This window comes from Rossellomorea pakistanensis (assembly GCF_016908495.1).
Taxonomy (GTDB): domain Bacteria; phylum Bacillota; class Bacilli; order Bacillales; family Bacillaceae_B; genus Rossellomorea; species Rossellomorea pakistanensis.
On record NZ_JAFBDZ010000003.1, the window covers coordinates 651417 to 674386 of the forward strand.

General features: G+C 37.2%; 17 protein-coding genes. 16 read left to right on the plus strand and 1 reads right to left on the minus strand.

From position 1 onward, the window contains the following. Nucleotides 1-84: 84 nt before the first annotated feature. The 15 genes from JOC86_RS17095 (at nt 85) to spoVK (ending at nt 20691) form a co-directional block, all read left to right on the plus strand. Complete coding sequence (locus JOC86_RS17095) at nt 85-621, plus strand: outer spore coat protein CotE (RefSeq protein WP_205174112.1); 537 nt, start codon at nt 85-87, stop codon at nt 619-621. A 1192-nt stretch (nt 622-1813) separates the two neighbouring features. Further along, nucleotides 1814-2182 carry a VOC family protein gene (locus JOC86_RS17100; protein WP_205174113.1) on the plus strand — a complete coding sequence of 123 codons (369 nt, stop codon included), beginning with the start codon at nt 1814-1816 and terminating at the stop codon, nt 2180-2182. A 169-nt stretch (nt 2183-2351) separates the two neighbouring features. Further along, nucleotides 2352-4955: a DNA mismatch repair protein MutS gene (mutS, locus tag JOC86_RS17105; protein WP_205174268.1), complete on the plus strand. Its 2604-nt coding sequence runs from the start codon at nt 2352-2354 to the stop codon at nt 4953-4955. A 14-nt stretch (nt 4956-4969) separates the two neighbouring features. Further along, entirely contained in the window at nt 4970-6844 is a 1875-nt protein-coding gene (mutL, locus tag JOC86_RS17110) for a DNA mismatch repair endonuclease MutL (protein ID WP_205174114.1), read from the plus strand. Between the two features lie 263 nt (nt 6845-7107). After that, on the plus strand, nt 7108-7683 hold the full coding sequence (locus tag JOC86_RS17115) for a glycerol-3-phosphate responsive antiterminator (RefSeq protein WP_205174115.1): 576 nt from the start codon (nt 7108-7110) through the stop codon (nt 7681-7683). Between the two features lie 380 nt (nt 7684-8063). Continuing rightward, nucleotides 8064-8888: an MIP/aquaporin family protein gene (locus tag JOC86_RS17120; RefSeq protein ID WP_205174116.1), complete on the plus strand. Its 825-nt coding sequence runs from the start codon at nt 8064-8066 to the stop codon at nt 8886-8888. A gap of 18 nt (nt 8889-8906) precedes the next feature. Beyond that, nucleotides 8907-10397 (plus strand): glycerol kinase GlpK, encoded by a 1491-nt coding sequence (gene glpK / locus JOC86_RS17125; RefSeq protein WP_205174117.1) that lies wholly within the window; start codon nt 8907-8909, stop codon nt 10395-10397. Between the two features lie 172 nt (nt 10398-10569). Next, on the plus strand, nt 10570-12231 hold the full coding sequence (locus JOC86_RS17130) for a glycerol-3-phosphate dehydrogenase/oxidase (RefSeq protein ID WP_205174118.1): 1662 nt from the start codon (nt 10570-10572) through the stop codon (nt 12229-12231). A 354-nt stretch (nt 12232-12585) separates the two neighbouring features. Further along, nucleotides 12586-14046 carry an FAD-binding oxidoreductase gene (locus JOC86_RS17135; protein ID WP_205174119.1) on the plus strand — a complete coding sequence of 487 codons (1461 nt, stop codon included), beginning with the start codon at nt 12586-12588 and terminating at the stop codon, nt 14044-14046. After that, nucleotides 14043-14582 (plus strand): MFS transporter, encoded by a 540-nt coding sequence (locus JOC86_RS17140; RefSeq protein WP_205174120.1) that lies wholly within the window; start codon nt 14043-14045, stop codon nt 14580-14582. Before JOC86_RS17135 ends, JOC86_RS17140 begins: the two co-directional genes overlap by 4 nt. A 210-nt stretch (nt 14583-14792) precedes the next feature. Beyond that, nucleotides 14793-17177 carry a penicillin acylase family protein gene (locus JOC86_RS17145; protein ID WP_205174121.1) on the plus strand — a complete coding sequence of 795 codons (2385 nt, stop codon included), beginning with the start codon at nt 14793-14795 and terminating at the stop codon, nt 17175-17177. A gap of 141 nt (nt 17178-17318) precedes the next feature. Further along, nucleotides 17319-18083 (plus strand): aminoglycoside adenylyltransferase domain-containing protein, encoded by a 765-nt coding sequence (locus JOC86_RS17150; RefSeq protein WP_205174122.1) that lies wholly within the window; start codon nt 17319-17321, stop codon nt 18081-18083. Between the two features lie 96 nt (nt 18084-18179). Continuing rightward, entirely contained in the window at nt 18180-19127 is a 948-nt protein-coding gene (gene miaA, locus JOC86_RS17155) for a tRNA (adenosine(37)-N6)-dimethylallyltransferase MiaA (RefSeq protein ID WP_205174269.1), read from the plus strand. A gap of 30 nt (nt 19128-19157) precedes the next feature. Then, the gene (gene hfq, locus JOC86_RS17160; protein WP_205174123.1) at nt 19158-19391 is read left to right on the plus strand and encodes an RNA chaperone Hfq; all 234 of its coding nucleotides are present in this window, start codon (nt 19158-19160) and stop codon (nt 19389-19391) included. Nucleotides 19392-19731: 340 nt separating this feature from the next. Next, nucleotides 19732-20691, plus strand: coding sequence for a stage V sporulation protein K (gene spoVK / locus JOC86_RS17165; protein WP_205174124.1), 960 nt, complete (start codon nt 19732-19734; stop codon nt 20689-20691). A 121-nt stretch (nt 20692-20812) separates the two neighbouring features. Here the strand turns inward: spoVK and JOC86_RS17170 are convergent, their stop codons facing one another. Beyond that, nucleotides 20813-21421 carry a trimeric intracellular cation channel family protein gene (locus JOC86_RS17170; protein ID WP_205174125.1) on the minus strand — a complete coding sequence of 203 codons (609 nt, stop codon included), beginning with the start codon at nt 21419-21421 and terminating at the stop codon, nt 20813-20815. 255 nt (nt 21422-21676) lie between these two features. Between JOC86_RS17170 and hflX the strand changes: the two genes are divergently transcribed. Further along, nucleotides 21677-22969, plus strand: a complete 1293-nt coding sequence (gene hflX / locus JOC86_RS17175) for a GTPase HflX (RefSeq protein WP_205174270.1) — start codon at nt 21677-21679, stop codon at nt 22967-22969. Nucleotide 22970 lies beyond the last annotated feature (1 nt).

The following is a 22970-nucleotide window of genomic DNA, read 5'->3' on the forward strand; positions in this document are numbered from 1 at the left end:
CTTGTCAACGATTTAAAATTACTCGCACAAACACCTAGACGGTCGCATAAGATGAAATGAAAATGAATGAGGAGGTTCGCTCGAATGGCAGAATATAGAGAAATTATTACAAAAGCGGTCGTAGCGAAGGGACGTAAATTCACACAGTCTCATCATACGATTTGCCCGCCGCATAATCCATCGAGCATTTTAGGCTGCTGGATCATAAATCACGAGTATGAAGCACACAAAGTCGGCAAAAAAGTCGAGGTTTGTGGCTCATATGATATTAACGTTTGGTACTCACACAACGATAACAGAAAAACATCCGTTGTGACTGAGAGAGTAGATTACACAGACGTCATTAAGCTAAAATATCGTGATCCAGACTGCTTAGATGATAAAGAAGTATGTGCGAAAGTACTTCAACAGCCTAATTGCTGTGAAGCGGTGATTTCACCATGTGGTACAAAGGTAATTGTTCATGTCGAACGCGAATTCTTAGTAGAAGTTATCGGGGAAACAAAGGTATGCGTACTTGTAAATCCAGAAGGATGCGACGATGACGACTGGGATTGCGAAGTAGATGATGAAGAGTTTGAAGAACTCGATCCTGACTTCTTAGAAGGCATCGAGGAATAGCTAGGGCTAGGAAGAGATGTTCTTCCTAGTTTTTTCTTTTTTACATAAATCAAAAAATGGATGGAAGAAAGTTTGCTCTGCTCTAGCTCTCATTTAAACCGTTCTTAAGTATTTTTAGAATGGATGATTTCATAAGGAAAAACTGAAAACGAAGCTTAAAAAATGCACTCTTGTCTAATATACTAGGTGTTCCGCAATAAAGTCGTTTTATAGAATAAGGAAAACACAGGGAAGAGTGGGGTATAGTGGTATGAAATATGTAAATGTGTATTTCTTTTTACCTCCCCTGTTATAGATGAAACAATTATAGTTAGTAAATTTAGAGACTAACTACTATTTAGTTGATTTTCTATTTCTGATCTCAACATCGATGAATGATAGAAGATTTTCTAGACTACTATTTTCGCTATCTGAATTTTTTTGTAAGTAATCATTGATGCTCATTTGCATGCAAATCAATACTTCGAAAGAAAATGTATTTAGCTGCTTTTTAATAGTCACTGTATAAACCCCCTTTCTTAAGGGGAGGACAAAGTCATATTACAATATGACGTAATCGTTTAGGTCCAAAAAGTAAAAAAAGTGAAGATTCATCTAAGCATAATTTAATAAACAGTGACAAAGAATTCCTTTTTTATTTCTTTAGAAATTTGTCGGCTAAACAGTATAAGTGAATGCTTTTGGAGGAAAAGAGTGGGTTGACCATTACTATGAAAAAAAGATCCCGAACAAGAAAAGCAATACTTGTTCAGGATCTGAATGATTTTTATTTTTTCTCATTATTTTCTAACGTGAATTTTAAATATTTATTTTGCGATAAAATTACGCTACTAAATATTGTTGTAGCTACCAGTCCAAAAATAGAAAAAATCAGTAGAACGACAAAATCATTATTTGATCGCATAGGGTACCTCCTTGAAATTTGTAAGAATAGTATCTGCAAAATTATCCATCTGATACAAATATTATAGGTAGCTTAAAAAAGGGGGAAGAAAAAGCTGATTGAATTGTTATGCATTTTCAAGAGGATTTGAACTTTTGTGGTATGGTATTTACGAAAGGAACCGACCATGACTTTAGGGGTATTTTATTCTTTTTTCTTCATTCAAAATATTTATCAGCTAACATTAAAATTTTCGAATTGGCATTGTAATAAATTGTGGATAAAATAAATGGAAGAGGAGTGAGGATTATGACTTATAAAGTTCTTGGTTTTGATCATGTGCAATTAGCAGCACCAAAGGGGTGTGAAAAAGAGGCACGAAACTTTTTTTTAGGTATTTTAGGGTTTGAAGAAATAGAAAAACCGGCTAGTCTCGGAAACCGAGGAGGATGTTGGTTTCAATGTGGAGTACAAGAAATTCATGTAGGAGTGGAGGAACCATTCGTTCCAGCTAAAAAAGCTCATCCAGCAATAGTTGTGGAAAACCTAGAAGCCTTAAGAGACCACCTAAATGCTTCATCTATCGAAGTAAAAGAAGACAAACCAATCAAGGGAAGAAATCGACTCTTCATCAATGACCCTTTCGGTAACCGAATCGAATTCCTTGAATTCCTTTAAGACTTTAGTGTGTTGAGGGACGGTTCTCGACTGCTTTAACGCAGTCGAGAACCGTCCCTCAATGCTTTACTGCGATACCGTAATCCAGAACCGTCCCCAAACGGAGATGGCTATGTTATAATATGTGTTTAGATTAGTAGTTTTGAACGGAAAGGTTTGGGTGTTTAGAATGGCAAAGTATACTCCAATGATTCAGCAATATTTACAGGTAAAGGCAGAATATCAGGATGCCTTTTTATTTTTTCGTCTAGGCGATTTTTATGAAATGTTTTTTGATGATGCAATCCGTGCATCACAAGAGCTTGAAATCACCTTAACGAGTCGTGATGGTGGTGGAGAGGAAAGAATCCCTATGTGTGGTGTCCCTTACCATTCATCCCCGAACTATATAGAGCAATTAATAGACAAAGGTTATAAAGTGGCAATTTGTGAACAAACAGAGGACCCTAAACAAGCAAAAGGAGTTGTGAGGAGAGAGGTTGTCCAGCTTGTTACACCTGGTACCGTAATGGAAGGTAAGGGGCTTTCCGATAAAGAGAATAATTATATAGCAACTTTAACCCATTTGGATGACACTACATATGGACTAGCCTATTGCGATTTGTCGACAGGAGAGTCAAAGGTGACACAAGTTTCCAATGTATTTACAGATGTATTAAATGAGCTAGCTACGATTGGTGCGAAGGAAATGGTCATTGATCCCGATTTTAGTGTAGAAGGACAGAGACTCTTAAGTGCACGTGGGAATGTCACCCTTTCGTTTGAAAAAAACGATAGCTTAACAGAGAAAGCGCATGAATTATTGTCAGGTGTCGAACAAGAGAATCTTCAAAAAACCGTATCAAGATTGTTAAATTATCTCTATCGCACACAACAAAGAAGCTTAGACCATTTACAACCTGTTGAGTTGTATGAAGTCTATCAATTTATGAAAATGGATTATTATTCAAAACGAAACCTTGAATTAACGGAAACGATTCGTTCAAAAGGGAAAAAAGGATCACTATTATGGTTATTAGATGAGACGATGACTGCAATGGGGGGGCGATTATTAAAACAGTGGATTGATCGTCCATTAATCAATAGAACTGAAATTGAAAAGCGTCATCTTATAGTGGAGCTTTTTAAAGAAAGCTTTTTTGAACGCGAAGACATTCGCGAACGCCTAAAAGAGGTCTATGATCTTGAACGACTATCAGGAAGGGTAGCATTTGGAAACGTAAATGCACGTGATCTTATCCAGTTAAAAAAATCATTGGAACAAATTCCTGCTTTAAAGGAAGTCATTCTAGGTTTAGGAAACGATCTTTCTGATCATTTAGCAGAAAAAATGGATCCCTGTGAAGAATTGACTTCAGTACTCGAAGAAGCGCTTGTAGAAAATCCACCTTTATCTATTAAAGAAGGAAATCTTATTCGAGACGGTTTTAACAATGAATTAGATCAATATCGTGACGCTAGTCGAAACGGAAAAACGTGGATTGCTCAATTGGAAAAGGATGAAAGAGAACGTACTGGAATCCGCTCATTAAAAGTCGGATATAACAGGGTGTTTGGTTATTATATTGAAGTGACAAAAGCGAACCTCCATCATCTTGAAGAAGGAAGATATGATAGAAAGCAAACGTTGACAAATGCTGAACGGTTTATTACACCTGAATTAAAAGAAAAGGAAGCTCTCATTCTTCAAGCAGAAGAGAAAAGTGTTGATTTAGAATATGAACTATTCTTGGGAATTAGAGAAAAGGTTAAAGCCTATATTCCACGTCTACAGCTGCTAGCAAAAACAGTGAGTGAAATTGATGTGCTCCAATGTTTTGCCACAGTCAGTGAAAAACGACACTACACACAGCCATTATTTAATGAAGAAAGACGTATTGTCATTAAAGATGGACGTCATCCAGTTGTGGAAAAAGTAATGGATCGACAAGAATATGTTCCAAATGATTGCTATATGGATAAAGAACGTGAAATTCTTCTCATCACTGGACCGAATATGAGTGGGAAAAGTACATTTATGAGGCAATTGGCCCTAACGTCCATTCTTGCTCAAATTGGATGCTATGTTCCGGCCAGTGAAGCAAACTTGCCGATATTTGATCAAGTCTTTACACGTATTGGTGCTGCCGATGATCTCATATCTGGACAAAGTACGTTTATGGTAGAAATGCTTGAAGCAAAAAATGCAATCACTAATGCATCAACAGAAAGCTTGATCCTATTCGATGAAATTGGCAGGGGTACATCTACCTATGATGGAATGGCGTTAGCTCAAGCCATTATCGAATATATTCACGAGAATATAGGGGCAAAAACATTGTTCTCTACTCATTACCATGAGCTAACGGCATTGGAAGAACAACTCCAGATGGTAAAAAATGTTCATGTTAGTGCAATGGAGCATAATGGAAAGCTCGTTTTCCTTCATAAAGTAAAAGAGGGAGCAGCAGATAAAAGCTATGGAATCCATGTAGCGGAACTTGCCGAATTACCTGCTAAATTAATTAATAGAGCAAATGAAATCCTGAATGAGCTTGAGAAAAAAGGAGAAAAGAGCACTGAAAAACAGACTCCTGTAAAGAAACAAGACGACTCTTTAGCGCAGCTCTCTTTCTTTTCGGAAGAAATTAAGGAGAAAACTTCAAATGAAGAGAAGGTTTCAACAAAGGAAAAACGAATAATGGATGAAATAAAGAATCTAGATATTTTAGAAATGACGCCAATGGAGGCACTAAACGTGCTATATAAATTACAAAAAAAAATGAAAGGGTAAGGAGGTGATCATTCTTGAGGAAGATTTTTCAGCTTGATGATGCTCTATCAAATAAAATTGCTGCTGGTGAAGTCGTAGAGAGACCTGCTTCTGTTGTCAAAGAGTTAGTTGAAAATGCCATTGATGCTAATAGTACCATTGTCGAAATCCTGATAGAGGAAGCGGGATTGTCATCAATCAGAATTATTGATAATGGAGATGGGATTCAAGAAGACGATGTGCTTACTGCTTTCAGAAGACATGCGACAAGTAAAATCAAGGATGAAAATGATCTTTTCAGGATTCGTACTCTTGGATTTAGAGGGGAGGCTCTTCCAAGTATCGCTTCTGTTTCCTATCTTGACCTTCAAACGGGTACAGGAGAAGGAGCAGGTACCTTTTTAACCCTTCATGGGGGAAAAGTGATCAAACATGAAAAAGCATCGAGTCGAAAAGGGACTGATATTACGGTTTCGAGCTTGTTTTATAATACTCCTGCTAGATTAAAGTACATGAAGACTATCCATACTGAGCTTGGAAATATTACAGATGTTGTCAATCGAATTGCTCTTGCACACCCAGAAGTTTCTATTAAACTCCTCCATAATGGAAAAAGTATCCTGCACACAAATGGAAACGGGGATGTCAGACAAGTGATTGCGGGTATTTACGGCATCAATATTGCTAGGAAAATGGTCCGAGTCGAGACCGATTCACTTGATTTCTCCATTAAAGGATATATCTCTATGCCAGAAATTACTCGTGCATCAAGAAACTATATATCTACCATGATCAATGGACGATTCATTAAAAATTATGGGTTAGCCAAAGCAATTGGTGAAGGTTATCACACCTTACTACCGATTGGACGCTATCCAATTGTTCTTTTATCCATTGAAATGGACCCTCTTCTAGTTGATGTGAATGTTCATCCATCTAAAATGGAAGTGCGTATTAGTAAAGAGCAAGATCTATTTCAGCTTATATCCAATAGTATTAAGGATGTTTTTAGTGATCGTGAATTAATTCCATCTGGAGTAAGTCAGCCTAAAAAAGAAAAACCGAGGTCAGAGCAAACTTTTCTGTCCTTAGATCATGTATCAGAAAAGCAGGTAAGCTCTAATGCTCAACCTAACCAATGGACATCCAATAGCTTCAAAAGGGAACCTTTACTGCCGAAAGAAGAAATGAAAAAGCTATATGACGTTGGAGAAGATCACGAAAGTAAGCCTGAAGATATGAAAGTAGCGGAGGAATCCGTTAATGAAGCTTTTAATGAACCTAGTATTGAAGATCATGTTAAAGAAATCAAAACATCCAATACTTCAAGAGTTCCTCCCCTATACCCTATCGGACAAATGCACGGAACGTATATTTTTGCACAGAATGATCAGGGATTATATATTATCGACCAACATGCAGCACAGGAAAGAATTAAATATGAATTTTTTAAAGAGAAGGTAGGGAGAGTCGAAAAGGAACTTCAGGATCTATTAGTTCCCATGACACTAGAATACAGTACTGATGATTATATAAAGATTAATGAATATCAACATGAGTTAGAAAAAGTAGGTGTATTTCTAGAGCCATTCGGCCAAAACAGCTTTATTATTCGATCCCATCCCCAGTGGTTTCCACAAGGTGAAGAACAAGAAACGATTGAGGAAATGATAGAACAATTGCTCCAAATGAAAAAAGTAGATGTGAAAAAGCTACGGGAAGAAGCGGCAATTATGATGAGTTGCAAAGGCTCTATTAAGGCAAATCATCATTTAAGACAAGATGAAATCGCTGCATTACTTGACGAGCTTCGCCAAACGATAGACCCATTTACATGTCCACATGGAAGACCAATCATTATCCATTATTCGACATATGAAATGGAAAAAATGTTTAAACGAATCATGTAATGGGGAAGGCTGCTGTATAAGCTAATGGTATTCCAACGACGTTTATGTGGAAGGCTAGCTTACTGCAGTCTTTTTTACCTTGAAATGTTGTTGAAAGCTCATAATAATTTTATGTAAACTGAATGACAAGGGACAAGAAATAAGTTACACCTTTTGTTCATGTTAAAAACCCAATCGTATAACAATCGTATTAGATTCTTTATAATCTCAATAATATGAAGAATCTTTTGTAAGTATTTTTGTTAAAGAAAGAAGTGATATCCATGTCATTTAACGGGCAAAAAATATTACCGGCCGTTCGAAATATGAAAGATTTTGATAAGATGATGAATACTCATTATCAATATGGCGTTTTTTTGGATTTACATGTAGGTCAATTAAAAAGTGTCTATCAATATGCAAATAATGCAGAGAAAAAAATGTTTCTTCATATCGATCTCATTCAAGGCCTGAAAAGTGATGAATATGCAACAGAATATGTTTGTCAAGAAGTAAAACCATATGGGATTATTTCTACAAAAGGAAGTGTTATTCAAAAAGCAAATCATAAAGGTGTAGCTACAACGCTCCGGACCTTTATTATTGATTCAAGCGCACTAAAAAAAAGTATAAATCTAATACAAAAAGTGGACCCGGATTATATTGAAATTTTACCAGGTGTAGTACCAAAGGTTATTAAGGAAATTCACGAGGCGACTGGTAAACCCATTTTCGCGGGTGGATTAATAGAAAGTGTTGAGGAAGTTGAGGTAGCATTAGATGCTGGTGCATCAGCCATTACTACTTCAAATCGTTCTTTATGGAAACAATATGATTTATCTCGCATTAATGGGCAGTAATCCTTCCCACCTTAAGGCTTAGAGGAATCGAAGAGTGTAGGTGTAGGATAACTCCCCGTAAAAGCCCGATTCGTTCAACTTAGGCTGCCGAAGGTGTTAGGAACCAAAACTCAATAGGTGAAGATACCCTAAAGACATCTTCTAGATATTGATATTCATAGTGGTTTCAGACCTCTTTTTGGACATCTTAATGGAGGTTTCGCTTTATCTGAAAAATAAAAACATATTGACAACGCTTTCATTCTGCTGTAGCATTAAGTCAAGTTAATAATTTGTGAAGAGAAGTAGAGACTCACACCAATTCCTTTTTTAATAGGGAATTCGTGTGAGTTTTTTGCTTCTTGCTAGTTCCATATTTTAGTAATTTAGGAGTGAGAGGGATGACAGCTTTTATTGGAGAAATTGTTGGTACAGCACTATTAATTGTATTTGGTGCAGGTGTATGTGCAAATGTAAATTTGAAAAAGTCATTTGCCCATAATTCAGGATGGATCGTCATCACTTTTGGTTGGGGTCTGGGGGTTGCAATGGCAGTGTATGCCGTCGGGCAATTTAGCGGAGCCCATCTAAATCCCGCAGTAACGCTAGGACTTGCATTTAATGGTGATTTTTCTTGGAATGATGTACCGGGTTATATTGTTGCTCAAATGATTGGAGCGATGATCGGATCTATTATCGTATATCTTCATTTTCTTCCTCATTGGAAGGCGACAGAGGACCCTGGTACGAAGCTTGGAGTTTTCTCGACAGGACCAGCAATTCCCCATTACTTTTCCAATTTAATGAGTGAAATCATTGGAACTTTTATTCTAGTAGTAGGAATATTATCAATTGGAGCGAATACCTTTACTGATGGATTAAATCCTTTTATTGTCGGGTTTCTTATCATTGCAATTGGAATTTCTTTAGGAGGGACCACTGGTTACGCCATTAACCCTGCTAGAGATCTCGGTCCAAGAATTGCACATGCACTATTACCGATTCCCGGTAAAGGACCTTCAAATTGGGGATACTCATGGATTCCAGTCTTAGGACCGGTTTTAGGCGGCTCATTTGGAGGGTTATTTTATAAAGCAGTCTTTACAGGGAATCTGACGAGTTCTTTTTGGATTGTTTTCGGTATTATGATAGTCGTTCTTATTATTGCCTTTTATGCTGATCGTCAAGAAACCATTAGCATGAAATCAAAGAGATTAACAGCTTAATTGAGAGGGGTCTTATTGATGAAAAAATTTATTCTTTCCCTTGATCAGGGAACAACGAGTTCAAGAGCGATACTCTTTAATGAACAAGGGGATGTTGTTCATATTGCCCAAAAGGAATTTACACAGTATTTTCCGAAACCAAGTTGGGTAGAACATAATGCCAATGAAATCTGGGGTAGTATATTAGCCGTCATTGCGACTGTTCTATCTGAAACATCGATTAAGCCTGAGCAAATTGCTGGAATTGGGATTACGAATCAACGTGAAACAACCGTCGTTTGGGATAAGCATACAGGAGAGCCTGTTTATAATGCTATTGTTTGGCAATCAAGACAGACATCAGGCATTTGTGACGAATTAAAAGCGAAAGGATATAATGATCTATTTCGAGATAAAACAGGATTGTTGATTGATGCTTATTTTTCAGGAACAAAAGTAAAGTGGATTTTAGATAATGTCGATGGGGCAAGAGAAAAAGCAGAGAATGGGGATCTTCTATTTGGAACAATTGATACTTGGCTCATTTGGAAACTTTCCGGTGGAAAAGCACATGTCACCGATTATTCAAATGCATCACGGACATTAATGTATAATATTTTTGATTTAAAATGGGATGAAGAGCTACTCGATATTTTGGGAGTTCCGAAATCTATGCTTCCAGAAGTAAGACCTTCTTCAGAAGTTTATGCTAATACGATTCCATACCATTTCTTTGGTAAAGAAATACCGATTGCTGGTGCAGCGGGAGATCAGCAAGCAGCATTATTCGGTCAGGCTTGTTTTACAGATGGAATGGCGAAAAACACTTATGGAACCGGTTGTTTCATGCTAATGAACACAGGAGAAAAAGCGGTTAAATCTGATCATGGTTTACTTACGACACTAGCATGGGGGGTGAATGGGAAAGTCGAATATGCCCTTGAAGGTAGTATCTTTGTAGCTGGTTCTGCGATTCAATGGTTACGTGATGGTATGAGAATGCTCAAGTCAGCAAGTGATAGTGAAGGCTATGCAGAAAAAGTTGAATCAACGGATGGAGTGTATGTAGTACCGGCATTTGTAGGATTAGGCACCCCTTATTGGGATAGTGATGTCAGAGGAGCAGTATTTGGTTTAACAAGAGGGACTTCTAAGGAACATTTTGTAAGGGCTACATTAGAATCTTTAGCTTATCAGACCAAGGATGTTCTAACTGCGATGGAAGCAGACTCAGGGATTTCCTTGAAAACGCTGCGTGTAGATGGTGGTGCAGTTAAAAATGATTTCTTAATGAGTTTTCAAAGTGACATGCTTGGAGTCCCAGTTGAGCGCCCAACCGTTAATGAAACGACTGCCCTCGGAGCTGCATACCTTGCAGGATTAGCAGTAGGATACTTTAATAGTATGGATGATATTTCCAAACAATGGAATGTGGAAAAGAAATTTGATCCTAAAATGAATGAAGAAACAAAGACCGCTCTTTATGATGGATGGAAAAAAGCTGTGAATGCAACAATGGCTTTTAAATAAAACAATTATATGATATACTTGCATTAAGTTAATAATCTGGTAGAGACGTAGAGAGACCATACTTCACTATGTAACAGTTGCTGTTCATAGTGTTAAGTGTGGTCTCTTTTTGTGTTTATCGGCTGGTATATAAAGGTAAAATAATGACGAGGTATCAAGGAGGACACGAAAAATGACATTTTCGAACCTACAACGAAAAGAAACATTAGAAACATTAGGGACCGAACAATTTGATTTAGCTATTATAGGCGGTGGAATTACCGGCGCTGGGATTGCTCTTGATGCCGCATCAAGAGGAATGAAAGTGGCACTTATTGATATGCAAGACTTTGCAGCAGGAACATCTAGTCGATCGACAAAGCTTGTACATGGAGGGTTACGATACTTAAAACAATTCGAAGTCAAACTCGTTGCCGAAGTTGGAAAGGAAAGAGCCATTGTTTATGAGAACGGGCCACATGTCACAACACCTGAAAGAATGCTTCTTCCAATCCATAAAGGGGGAACCTTTGGGAAATTCAGCACTAATATTGGTCTACGTGTTTATGACTTTCTAGCAGGTGTAAAAAAGGCTGAAAGAAGAATCATGTTATCTCCTAAAGAAACACTTGAGAAAGAACCTCTTATCAAGAAAGAAGGTTTAAAGGGAGGAGGGTATTATGTTGAATATCGTACAGATGATGCTCGTCTGACAATAGAGGTGTTAAAAAAAGCTGTCGAACATGGAGCAACGGCCATCAATTATGTAAAAGCTGATCGCTTCTTATATGATCATAACGAGAAGATAGTAGGACTTGAGGCAACAGATCTCCAGTCTAGTCATACATTTTCAATTAAAGCAACAAAGGTGATTAATGCTGCGGGTCCTTGGGTAGATGAAGTTCGCAAAAAAGATCTTACCATGAACAACAAGCAGCTTCGTTTAACTAAAGGCGTTCATGTGGTCATTGATCAATTGAAGTTTCCTTTAAAGCAAGCAGTGTATTTTGATACTCCAGATGGGCGAATGGTATTTGCGATCCCGAGAAATGGGAAAGCGTATGTTGGTACGACAGATACATTCTTCGATGGGGATACGGCTAACCCGAAAATGACCACTGAGGACCGTGATTATATTCTTAAATCTATAAAATTTATGTTTCCAAATATCGATATTACGGCACAGGATATCGAGTCCAGCTGGGCTGGTGTTCGCCCATTAATTTTTGAAAAAGGAAAAGATCCATCCGAAATATCAAGAAAAGATGAAATTTGGGAAGGAGAAAGCGGCTTAATTACAATGGCTGGAGGAAAATTAACTGGTTATCGGAAAATGGCTGAAACAGTAGTAGATCTTGTGGGAAAACGGTTAAAAGAAGAACAGGAAATCTCTTTTCCATCATCTAAAACAAAAACGTTAAAAATATCAGGTGGAGAAGTTGGGGGTTCCCATAATCTTGAGGGCTTTATTGAACAAAAAAGTGAAGAAGGTATACAATACGGGTTCACTAAAGAAGAAGGAAAGGTGCTTGCCAGACAATATGGTTCAAATGTGGATGCATTATTTAAAATTGCTCACGACTACAAAAATTCTCAAAAGCAATCTGCCATTCCTGCCATGTTATATGCTCAATTAATTTATAGTATCCATGAAGAAATGGTGTCTACTCCACTCGATTTCTTGGTAAGACGAACAGGTGCATTATTTTTTGATATTGATTGGGTATTGAAGTGGAAAGAAGAAGTTGTAAATTCTATGAGCGAAATTCTTAATTGGTCAAAGGATGAGAAATTACGTTATTTAACGGAATTAGAGAAAGAGATTAAAGATGCGTATATCCCAAGAGAAGTTTAAGGCTAAAAGGTTGACCCGATTGTAAATGGGTTAGCCTTTTTGTTTTGGCTGTTTTCGTAAACATTGTTGTAATTTGAAAAGGGGTTGGTTGATTGCAGCGAAAGAATGCTCGCTTTCCGCAGGACGGGCGGTGAGCCTCCTTGCTCCTGCTTTGGCCTCACCTGTCCCGCTTCTCCTGCAAGAGTCTCGCACCTTCCACTTCAACCAACCTCACTACAAAAATTTATATTCTTAACAACAATCTTTTAGAGAGTAGCCTTTGTTGTTTAATGGAAATATATTTTCGAAAAATGCTAAATTTTATTGAAATTTCATAATAAAAGTGTAAAATTACACTAAAAGTATAAAAGGGGTATGAAAATGAAATTAAAGAAGAAAAAGACTGTACGAAATAAACTATTGATATTGATTTGTTTTGTTTCTTCCTATCTTCTTATAATGACTGTTTCATTCAACGATCGTCTTACTAGAACCGAGATCTCTGATGTTGGGAATTTAATGCCAGTGAAAATTAAAGAGGCAGTTACAGGAAAAGAAGAAAAGACTTTTGAACAAACACTTAAAGAAGCAAGTGAGAAGAACCTTTCTGTTTCTATTGCAGGAAAAATGCATAGCCAAGGTGGCCATACCTATTATCCGAATGGAATTGTTCTTGATATGAAGTCCTATAATAGAATCCTTCAAATTGATAAAGAAGAAAAGACGGTTACCGTTCAAAGTGGAGCAACATGGGATGATATTCAACGAGCCGTTAACCCATATGGACTTGCTGTAAAGGTGATGCAGTCGCAAAACATATTTACGATTGGGGGATCATTATCAGTGAATGCCCATGGTCGAGATATACGTCATGGATCCTTGATTGAAACTGTAAACTCATTTCGTTTAATGAAGGCAGACGGAGAAATAATAAATGTTTCACGTAAAGAGAATAGTCAGTATTTCCCTCTTGTAATAGGCGGCTACGGTTTATTTGGCATTATTTTGGATGTGGAACTACAGTTAACGGATGATGAGTTATATGAGGTACGAACTACCTCACTTTCCTATAAAGAGTATTCTGATTTTTTTACAGAAAAAGTGATGGCAGATAAAAAGGTGAAAATGCATCTTGCACGAATATCAACTGCACCCGATTCATTTTTGAAAGATATGTATATAACGGATTGGGTGCTAGCAAATCAAGAAGCTTATACTTCCCACAGTCAATTAAAGGAAGAGAGGGGGACGTTTTTAATGAAATTTTTACTAGGGTTATCCAGGAATTTCGATTGGGGGAAAAAGCTTTTTTGGGATTTACAAGAGGGTTATTTTCAACGCCAAGATGGGGAGCTTATGACAAGGAATAATGTGATGAGGTCTGAGTCAAAATTTCTCGAGTATGAAAGTGAATCAGATACAGATATTTTGCAGGAATATTTTGTCCCCATAGATGAATTTGAAAGCTATATGGATGATTTACGTCATGTACTACTAGATGAAGATTTAAATTTGATGAATATAACCATTCGTTACGTAGAAGAAAATCAAGAGGCTGTTCTTTCCTATTCAAAAGAAGACATGTTTGCTCTCGTTCTCTTGATCAATCAAGGATTAACAGAAAAGGACAAAGAAGAGACAGGCAAGATCATAAGAGAAATGATTGATGTGACGCTTGATCATAATGGAAGCTATTACTTGCCGTATTATTCATATCCAACTAATGACCAAATGAAGAGAGCCTATCCAAGGAAGGAAGAATTTTTTCAGAAAAAAAGAAATCTAGATCCAGAAGAACGGTTTAGAAATATGTTTTATGAGGGGTATGGAGAATGAAATGGTTTATAACGGCCCAGAGCTTTGCGCTTATGGCTTCTTCGATAACGTTTCCTTTCTATCTTCTTTTTATAAAAAATATTGGCAGTACCTTTTCGAGTTTTGGGTTTGCATACGGATTATTTACTTTAAGTTCAGCGATTTTTCATCGATGGATCGGTGCAGGGGCAGACAGGTTTGGAAGCAATGTCTTTCTAGTCGCGTATGCATGGGGGATGGCGTTACTATTTTTATTAATCCCAGGAATAACAACATTACCGGAAGTGTATGTGATGCAAATCGTACTTGGGCTGCTGGGAGCAGTACAAAAAACGTGTGAAAAAAGCATGGTTGCTGAGATTAGTGAAGGACAAACTAGAGGGAAAATAATTGGAAATTATCATTTTTGGACAACCCTTTTTTCTGCCATTGCCGTTATGGGGACAGGGGTCCTCATTGATTTCTTTACGATTCATTTTATTTTTTATATAGGCTCTGTTTTGTTTGCGGTTAGCGGGGCTTTGTTCATTCTGTTTGATTCTAATAGGATTAAGTAGGTATACCATGGTTGAGCTAACTACAATCGAAAATTTACTTAAACTACAAAATACATAATGGATAAAAAAACTTTAGAAACTTCTATTAAAATTACATTAGATTTATCAAAGATTTAAAAATACAATGCAAGTAAACTTTTCCAATTTAATAGAAGGATTCCCTCTTAACAAAAGCTAATATATTCATTAATAGGATAAGGGGGGATTTTGTTGGAAGTATCGATTCCAAAGCGGAAAAAAAGAAAAAAGAAATGGGTGTGGGGAAGTGTTGCAGGGCTTACGTTTGTAATTCTTTCAGCTCTTATTTATGGAAACGTTTATATATCAAAATCATTACCTGTAACAGAAGGTGCAATTGAACTGTCACCTTTAAATGGTAATGTTGATGTAGTAAGGGATGATAATGGTGTCCCACATATTACAGCAGAAGACGAAAGAGATCTCTATATTGCTCAGGGCTATGTGCAAGCACAGGACCGGTTATTTCAGATGGATTTAAGCAGAAGACAAGCCTCTGGTGAGTTAAGCGAAGTAATCGGTAAAGCCGCACTTGATCGTGATAAATTTTTTCGGACACTTGGATTAAGAAGAGCAGCAGGAGCATCACTTGATACATACACAGAAGAAGCACGAAAGGTATTGGAATGGTATTCAGAAGGAGTGAATGCATACATGGAAGATGCCAAGGAAAACGGTACTCTACCGATTGAATTTACCCTTCTCGGATATGAACCAAAGGAGTGGACGCCGATTGATTCGCTGACAATCGGAAAATATATGGCTTTTGACTTAGGAGGACATTGGCAAGGGCAAGCATTTCGTTATTGGGCGATTGAAAACTTACCAAACGAAAAAGCACTTGATTTATTTCCTTCCTATCCAAAAGATGCCCCTACTATTCTAGCTGAATATGAAGAAATTGATTTAGATATAAGCCAATCATTCGCTGCAGCGGTCATTCCTCCAGAATTCAACGGAAGTAATAATTGGGTTGTTAGCGGGGAAAAAAGTGTTTCTGGTAAACCGTTGTTGGCTGATGATCCTCATTTAGGACTCGGAACTCCTTCGATATGGTATCAAATGCATTTAAATGCACCTGAAATGAATGTAAGCGGGGTTATTTTTGCTGGAGTACCTGGAATCATCCTTGGACATAATGATCAAATTGCATGGGGGGTTACGAATACTGGCCCAGATGTACAGGATCTTTATATCGAGAAAAGAAACCCAAATAATCCAAAAGAATTTCTTTATAAAGAAAAATGGGAAAAAGCAAAAATTATTAAAGAACCGATTAAGGTAAAAGACGAAGAAACGGTGCCTTATGAGGTTACAGTAACTCGACACGGACCGATTATTAATGAATTTGCTTATGAAACTATGGGAAATACTGCTTTGGCGATGAGATGGACAGCTTTAGATCCTTCTAATGAGTTACAAGCCATTTTGGAGATAAATAAAGCGACAAATTGGGGACAATTTGAAATGGCCTTAAAAGATTTCCACGTTCCTACCCAGAATTTTGTGTTTGCAAGTGCAGACGGAACCATCGCCTATAAGGCAAATGGAAAGATCCCGATTCGGAAAAAAGGAGATGGAATCCTGCCGGTACCAGGTTGGACAGATGAATATGAGTGGGAAGGGTTCATTCCATATGATGAATTACCAAGAGTGGTTAACCCAGAAAAAGGGTTCATTGCTACGGCAAATAATAAAGTAGTAGATAATCCATACCCATACCATATTAGTCATCATTGGGCCCAACCGTATCGTTATATGAGAATAAAAGAATTTCTCGAAGAAAAAGAGAAACTTTCTCTTATAGATATGAAAACTCTACAAATGGATCAAAAAAATCTTCATGCAGTTGAATTTTTACAAAGCATGGTAGTAGAAATTGAACAAGAATCATTAACACGAGTGGAAAAAGAGGCAGTAGCAGAATTGAAAGAATGGAATTTTATAGACGATAAAAGTCAGGCGGCACCACTTCTTTTCAATCTTTGGATGAAAGAGATTCCAAATGTCCTTTTTAATGAGGAAATACCAAAGGGAATGAGGAAACTTTTTACAGGGAAAGCAAGTGTTGTCGACGAACTACTCCGAAAAGCATTCGATGGAAATGTTTCGCCATGGATAGCAGGCCAAGGGGGAATATCGAAGGTGCTACATCAATCATTTTCTAATGTTAAAACGAATTTACAAGAAGAATACGGTTCATCGCCTGAAAGTTGGCAGTGGGGAGATTATCATCAATTATATTTTGCCCATCCTGTCTCCAGTTCATCTGATATCCTTGCTTTCTTTTTTAACCGGGAAAAGCCTATTCCTGTAGGCGGCAGTCATGTTACTGTTCAAGCGGCATCCTATGGAGAGGATGGAATAGCGGATCATGGAGCATCGTGGAGGTTTATTATGGACACTAGTAATATGGCAATCGGCGAACATATTGTTGGCCCTGGTCAATCAGGGCATATAAAAAGCAGGTGGTACGATGATCAAATCGGTGACTGGGTAAAAGGAACTTATCATCAAACATCATTAAACGGACCAAACAAAGAAGTTGAAAAGTTAATTCTAACTCCTTCAGAATAATGAATAGAAAGTGGGTTGCCCTGATAAGGCATGGTTTTCATATTTTCTTGTATAGATTATGTATATGGATCCTGATCCAGTGGGATTGGGGCAGCCCATCTAGAAGTTGGTGCGGATAAATTTCAAAAAGGTGGAATTTTTATGGAGCAAACCTTAACAAAGCTGGTAACGATTTTTCAACAGAAATTAGATGAGAATTTAGTTGGAGTGTATCTCCATGGTTCTCTAGCAATGGGGTGTTATCATCCTGTGAAGAGTGATATTGATCTATTAGTTGTTGTAAAAGAGCCGCTTTTACCTACTACTAAAAGAGAACTTATTAATAGTTTCTTTAAAATCGAGGAGGAATTTCCTCAGAAAGGATTAGAAATGAGTGTTGTGAATGAAGCTGTATTGAACCCTTTTCAACACCCTACTCCATTTGAGCTTCATTATTCAAATGCACACAGACATCATTATATAAGTGATCCAGAATTTATCCTTGAAGGTGGGAAGGATCGCGATCTTGCAGCACATGTGGTGATGACAAAACATCGCGGCAGGTGTTTAATTGGATTACCCATTCAAGAAGTTTTTGAAGATGTCAGCTCAAAGGATTACTTAGATTCTATTATTTTTGATATCGAAAATGCAGCGGAAGAGGTTTGGAATGATCCGGTCTATTATATTCTGAATCTATGCCGGGTTTTATTTTTTATTAGAGAAAAAGGGATCGCTTCGAAGAAAGAAGGGGGGGAGTGGGGAAGAGAGAATCTTCCGGGTCTATTCACAATTCTAATTAATGAAGCTCTATTTTCATATGAAAATGGAATAAGGTTAGAAATAGATGAACGACAAGAACAGGTGAAAGAGTTTGTTCATTATGTTCTTGAAAAAATTTCAATAGAAAAACAAAAAATTGTATAAATAGAAGAGATTCGGGTAAACTAATTTGATGTGAATCCTGTCGTGAAGTTATGGTACGATAATGTTAAGATCATAGCAAAGAAAGCAGTGAAAACTTTGAAGCAAAAATTAATCGTACTTATTGGACCTACGGCTGTTGGAAAAACAGAAACGAGCTTGCAGTTAGCTAAAAGATTTAATGGAGAAATTATTAGTGGGGACTCTATGCAAATCTATAAACAGTTAGATGTGGGTACGGCAAAAATAATGCCTTATGAAATGAAGGGAATTCCGCATCATCTTATCGATATAAAAGAACCAGAGGAAAGCTTCTCAGTGGCGGAATTTCAACAATTAGTAAGAGAGAAAATCAACGAAATTCATGCTCGCGGCCATCTTCCTATGATTGTCGGTGGAACAGGGCTCTATATCCAATCAGTAATCTACGATTACCATTTTACTGAGACTGCAGGAGATAAGAGCTTTCGCCGTCAATTAGAAAAAGAAGCTGAAGAGTATGGAAACGAATATATACATAAGAAACTAGTTGCGAAGGATCCGCAATCAGCTAGTCAAATTCATCCTAATAATGTTCGACGTGTTATTCGGGCACTTGAAATTCTTCATTGTACGGGTAAATCGATTCATGAGTACCAGAAGAATCAGAACAAAGAACTTCTGTATGATGTTGCTTTAATAGGGTTAACAATGGAAAGGGAAACTCTGTATAATCGAATCAATCTTCGAGTCGATTTAATGATGGAACAAGGCCTATTAGAGGAAGTTACGAGTTTATATGAAAAAGGAATCCGAGATGTTCAATCCATTCAAGCTATTGGCTATAAAGAGATCTATGAGTACCTAGAAGGTAAGGTATCCCTTAATATAGCAATTGAAAATTTAAAACAAAACTCGCGTAGATATGCTAAAAGGCAATTAACATGGTTCCGAAACAAAATGAATGTTGAGTGGTTTGATGTAACAAATAAGAAGGAACAAAATAAAAAAATCGAAGAGATTTCTCATTTTGCAGCAGGAAAGTTATGCTTAAAGTCGAATAGTTAGAGTGTAGAGATAGAAAGAGGAGGACGAATCATGAAGCAGTCTGTAAATATCCAAGATCAATGCCTTAACCAATTAAGGAAAGACAATATTATGGTAACAGTTTTTCTTTTAAATGGTTTTCAAATCCGCGGACATGTAAAAGGGTTTGATAATTTTACGGTATTATTTGAAACAGAAGGTAAGCAACAGTTAGTATATAAACATGCTATTTCAACTTTTTCACCACAACGGAATGTACAAATTAATTTTGATGAATCTAAATAATACAATATGAATCACCTGAGTTGATTTATAAAAGCTGGGAATATCAATGACAACCTTGATAATACCTGCTTTTATGGATCAACTTATTTTATTTTGGACAAAAGTCTTCATCATTGGAAAAAAGGAATAATGAATTGAGAATTGGGTGAATAAGATGATAAGAGAGCCTAAAAATTTCCCATTATTTCTTGGGAAAGCGCATAAATTGACAGAATATTATAATAAATACTGGTATTTGTCGATTAAGCGATTGGATTGTCGAATAATCAGGGAGAATTAGGCATCTATCACCGTTAATGACCGAGAGTCGTATACTGTAGAAAATGGTGAGGTGAAGCTCTTGGATCAACCAATGCGAAAAAGGAGTAACGGCCAGATTAACGTAGTCTTGAACTCTCATAAACGTACACATGTGAAAGATATAGTTAATCGTGAAGCAGCCCCAAAACCATTTCCACAAGAGCATGCTGCCTTAAGGGATATAGAAGAAGAATTAGGAGCACTTGTCGGGATGGAAGAAATGAAAAAAATGGTTAAAGAAATTTATGCTTGGATTTACGTGAATAAGAAGCGGGAAGAAATGGGTTTGAAGGCAGGAAAGCAAGCTTTGCATATGATGTTTAAAGGAAATCCAGGAACAGGGAAAACAACAGTCGCGCGCTTGATTGGGAAATTGTTTCAAAAGATGGATGTGTTAACGAAAGGTCACTTGATTGAAGCAGAGCGAGCTGATCTAGTTGGTGAATATATTGGTCATACAGCACAAAAAACAAGAGATCTTATTAAGAAGGCACTCGGTGGTATCCTCTTTGTTGATGAAGCGTATTCATTAGGAAGGGGTGGAGAGAAGGATTTTGGTAAAGAAGCCATTGATACAATGGTCAAACATATGGAGGATAAGCAACATGATTTTATTTTGATTCTTGCGGGCTATTCTCGGGAAATGGATCATTTTTTAACATTAAATCCAGGCTTACATTCACGATTTCCACTAGTGTTCGATTTCCCTGATTATACAGTTGATCAATTAATGGAGATTGGAAAAAGAATGTTAAATGAAAAAGAATATATATTGAGCAGTGATGCAGAAAGAAAGGTTCGAGAACATTTGGCACTTGCAAAGGTAGCTCTTTCCTCGTCCGCTTTTTCGAATGGACGTTATGTTAGAAATGTATTAGAAAAATCAATACGTTCACAAGCGATGAGGCTTTTAATGGCCAATCATTTTGATCGTAATGATCTCCTAACCATCAGAAGTAGTGACTTAGTATTACCCAAACATGAAACAACTCCGTACTAAGTGGTTATGGGACGAACAGGAATTTGTCGAGTCAAACAAAACCCGAGAATTCTCCTTTGAGATTTCTCGGGTTTTTACATGTGATTATTGAATAAAGACGGTGGCACTAGAAGAGTGTCGGTCATTGAGTAGCCCTAATATTTCTGTTAGGGAGTCTCCATTTAAACAGATAGGACATAACTCGAAGTGCAGTTGTGAGTACAAATAGGATATATAACTCAAGCGATGAATTTACAATCCCTATACCAATGGCAAGACCTGCTAAGATTGCCCATACAGCATATATTTCTGACCTGAGGACTAACGGCTTTCTTCCTGCCAATAGATCACGAACGATTCCGCCGCCACTTCCAGTTAATACCGCTGCAACAATAACGGCACTTAGCGGATGGTTCATATCTGATGCATAGAGGGCACCTTGGATAGCAAATGCTGCTAATCCAATACTATCAAAGAAATTTCCCCATCTTCTCCAATGCTTGAGTAAGTTGTTTGGAAATAGAAAGACAGTTGTAATGGCTAATAATGCAATCTGGAACATCATTCCTTGTTCCCAAAGAGCTGAAACAGGAACACCAATAAAAAGGTTACGAATGGCTCCACCGCCAAAAGCCGTAACAATTCCTAATATATAAACTCCTAAAATATCATATTCTTCCTCCATAGCAACAATGGCACCTGATACAGCAAAAGCAATTGTTCCAATGGTACTTAAAACTTCCCAAGTCATGGCCCTTCCTCCTTATCTATGAAAATATGTATTCTACAGGAATAGGCTGTGGTTGTTTACATGAAATTTTATTTAGCTTTTCTTCAAGCATATTGATTTTAACATCTAATTTCCTTTTTGCAACCACTTTTTCAAAAGATAAGATTAAAATTTTTGGAATCCTTATGGGGAGAATCATTATAAGTATCTTCACTGCTTTTTCGTGTAGGTTTTAAAGGGTTAATAACATAGTGTTTCCTTTTTATTTTTGATATGATGAACAAAAGGACTCTAATTTGGAAAGAAGGATATAGATTGAACGAACCAATTAAAGAAAAAGCCATTTTAGTCGGCTGTCAATTAAATGAAGAAGATGCTCGATTTTTATATTCGTTGGAAGAATTATCTTCACTAACAGAAACCGCACAAGCTGAAGTGAAGGCTACATTAACACAGAAGAGAGAAAGAATCCACCCCGGTACATATATAGGAAAAGGTAAAGTGGAGGAGCTCGTTATGCTTGAAGAGCAATTTGAGCCAGACCTCATTATATTTAACGATGAACTATCACCAAGTCAAATTCGAAACTTATCAGAAGAAGTGAATGCAAGGATTATTGATCGGACCCAATTAATATTAGATATATTCGCCCAAAGAGCACGTTCTAGAGAAGGGAAGCTACAGGTTGAACTTGCACAGCTGCAATATTTACTTCCTCGATTAGTTGGTAAAGGTACAGCCCTATCCCGGTTAGGAGGGGGAATTGGGACAAGGGGACCTGGTGAAACAAAACTTGAAAGTGACCGTCGCCATATCCGACGAAGAATCGATGACATAAAGAAGCAATTAAAGATTGTTGCGGAACATCGAGAGCGTTATCGGGAGCGACGAAAGAAGAATAAAACGTTTCAAGTTGCCTTAGTAGGTTATACGAATGCAGGGAAATCAACGCTTTTCAATAGACTTTCAACAGCAGAATCTTATGAAGAGAATCAACTTTTTGCTACTTTGGATCCAATGACAAGAAAGTTTGTTTTTCCAAGCGGTTATTCTGCGTTATTAACGGATACTGTTGGATTTATTCAAGACTTACCAACGACGCTTGTAGCTAGTTTTCGTTCAACTCTTGAAGAAGTTAGGGAAGCGGACTTGCTTCTCCATGTAGTGGATTCTTCAAACCCCGATTATAAAAATCACGAAGAAACCGTTCAATCCCTTTTAAAAAGCTTAGAAATGGATCATATTCCTCAATTGACGGTCTATAACAAAAAGGATCAAATGCATCCTGATTTTGTTCCTGATAGTGAAGGTGAAGTAATCGTTATCAGTGCATTAGATGAAGGAGATAGAAGGAATCTGAAAGAAAAAGTCGAACAGCTTGTCATGGGTTTAATGGAACCTTATCATGTTCATCTCCCCTCAGATGAAGGGAAACTACTATCGCAATTAAAAGCAGATACCATTTTAAGAAAACTTGAATTTAATGAAGAAACTCAAGAATATGAAGTAAAAGGATTCACATTAAGTGATCATCCCATTACAGGTAACATCAAGAAATATCAGAGCTAAA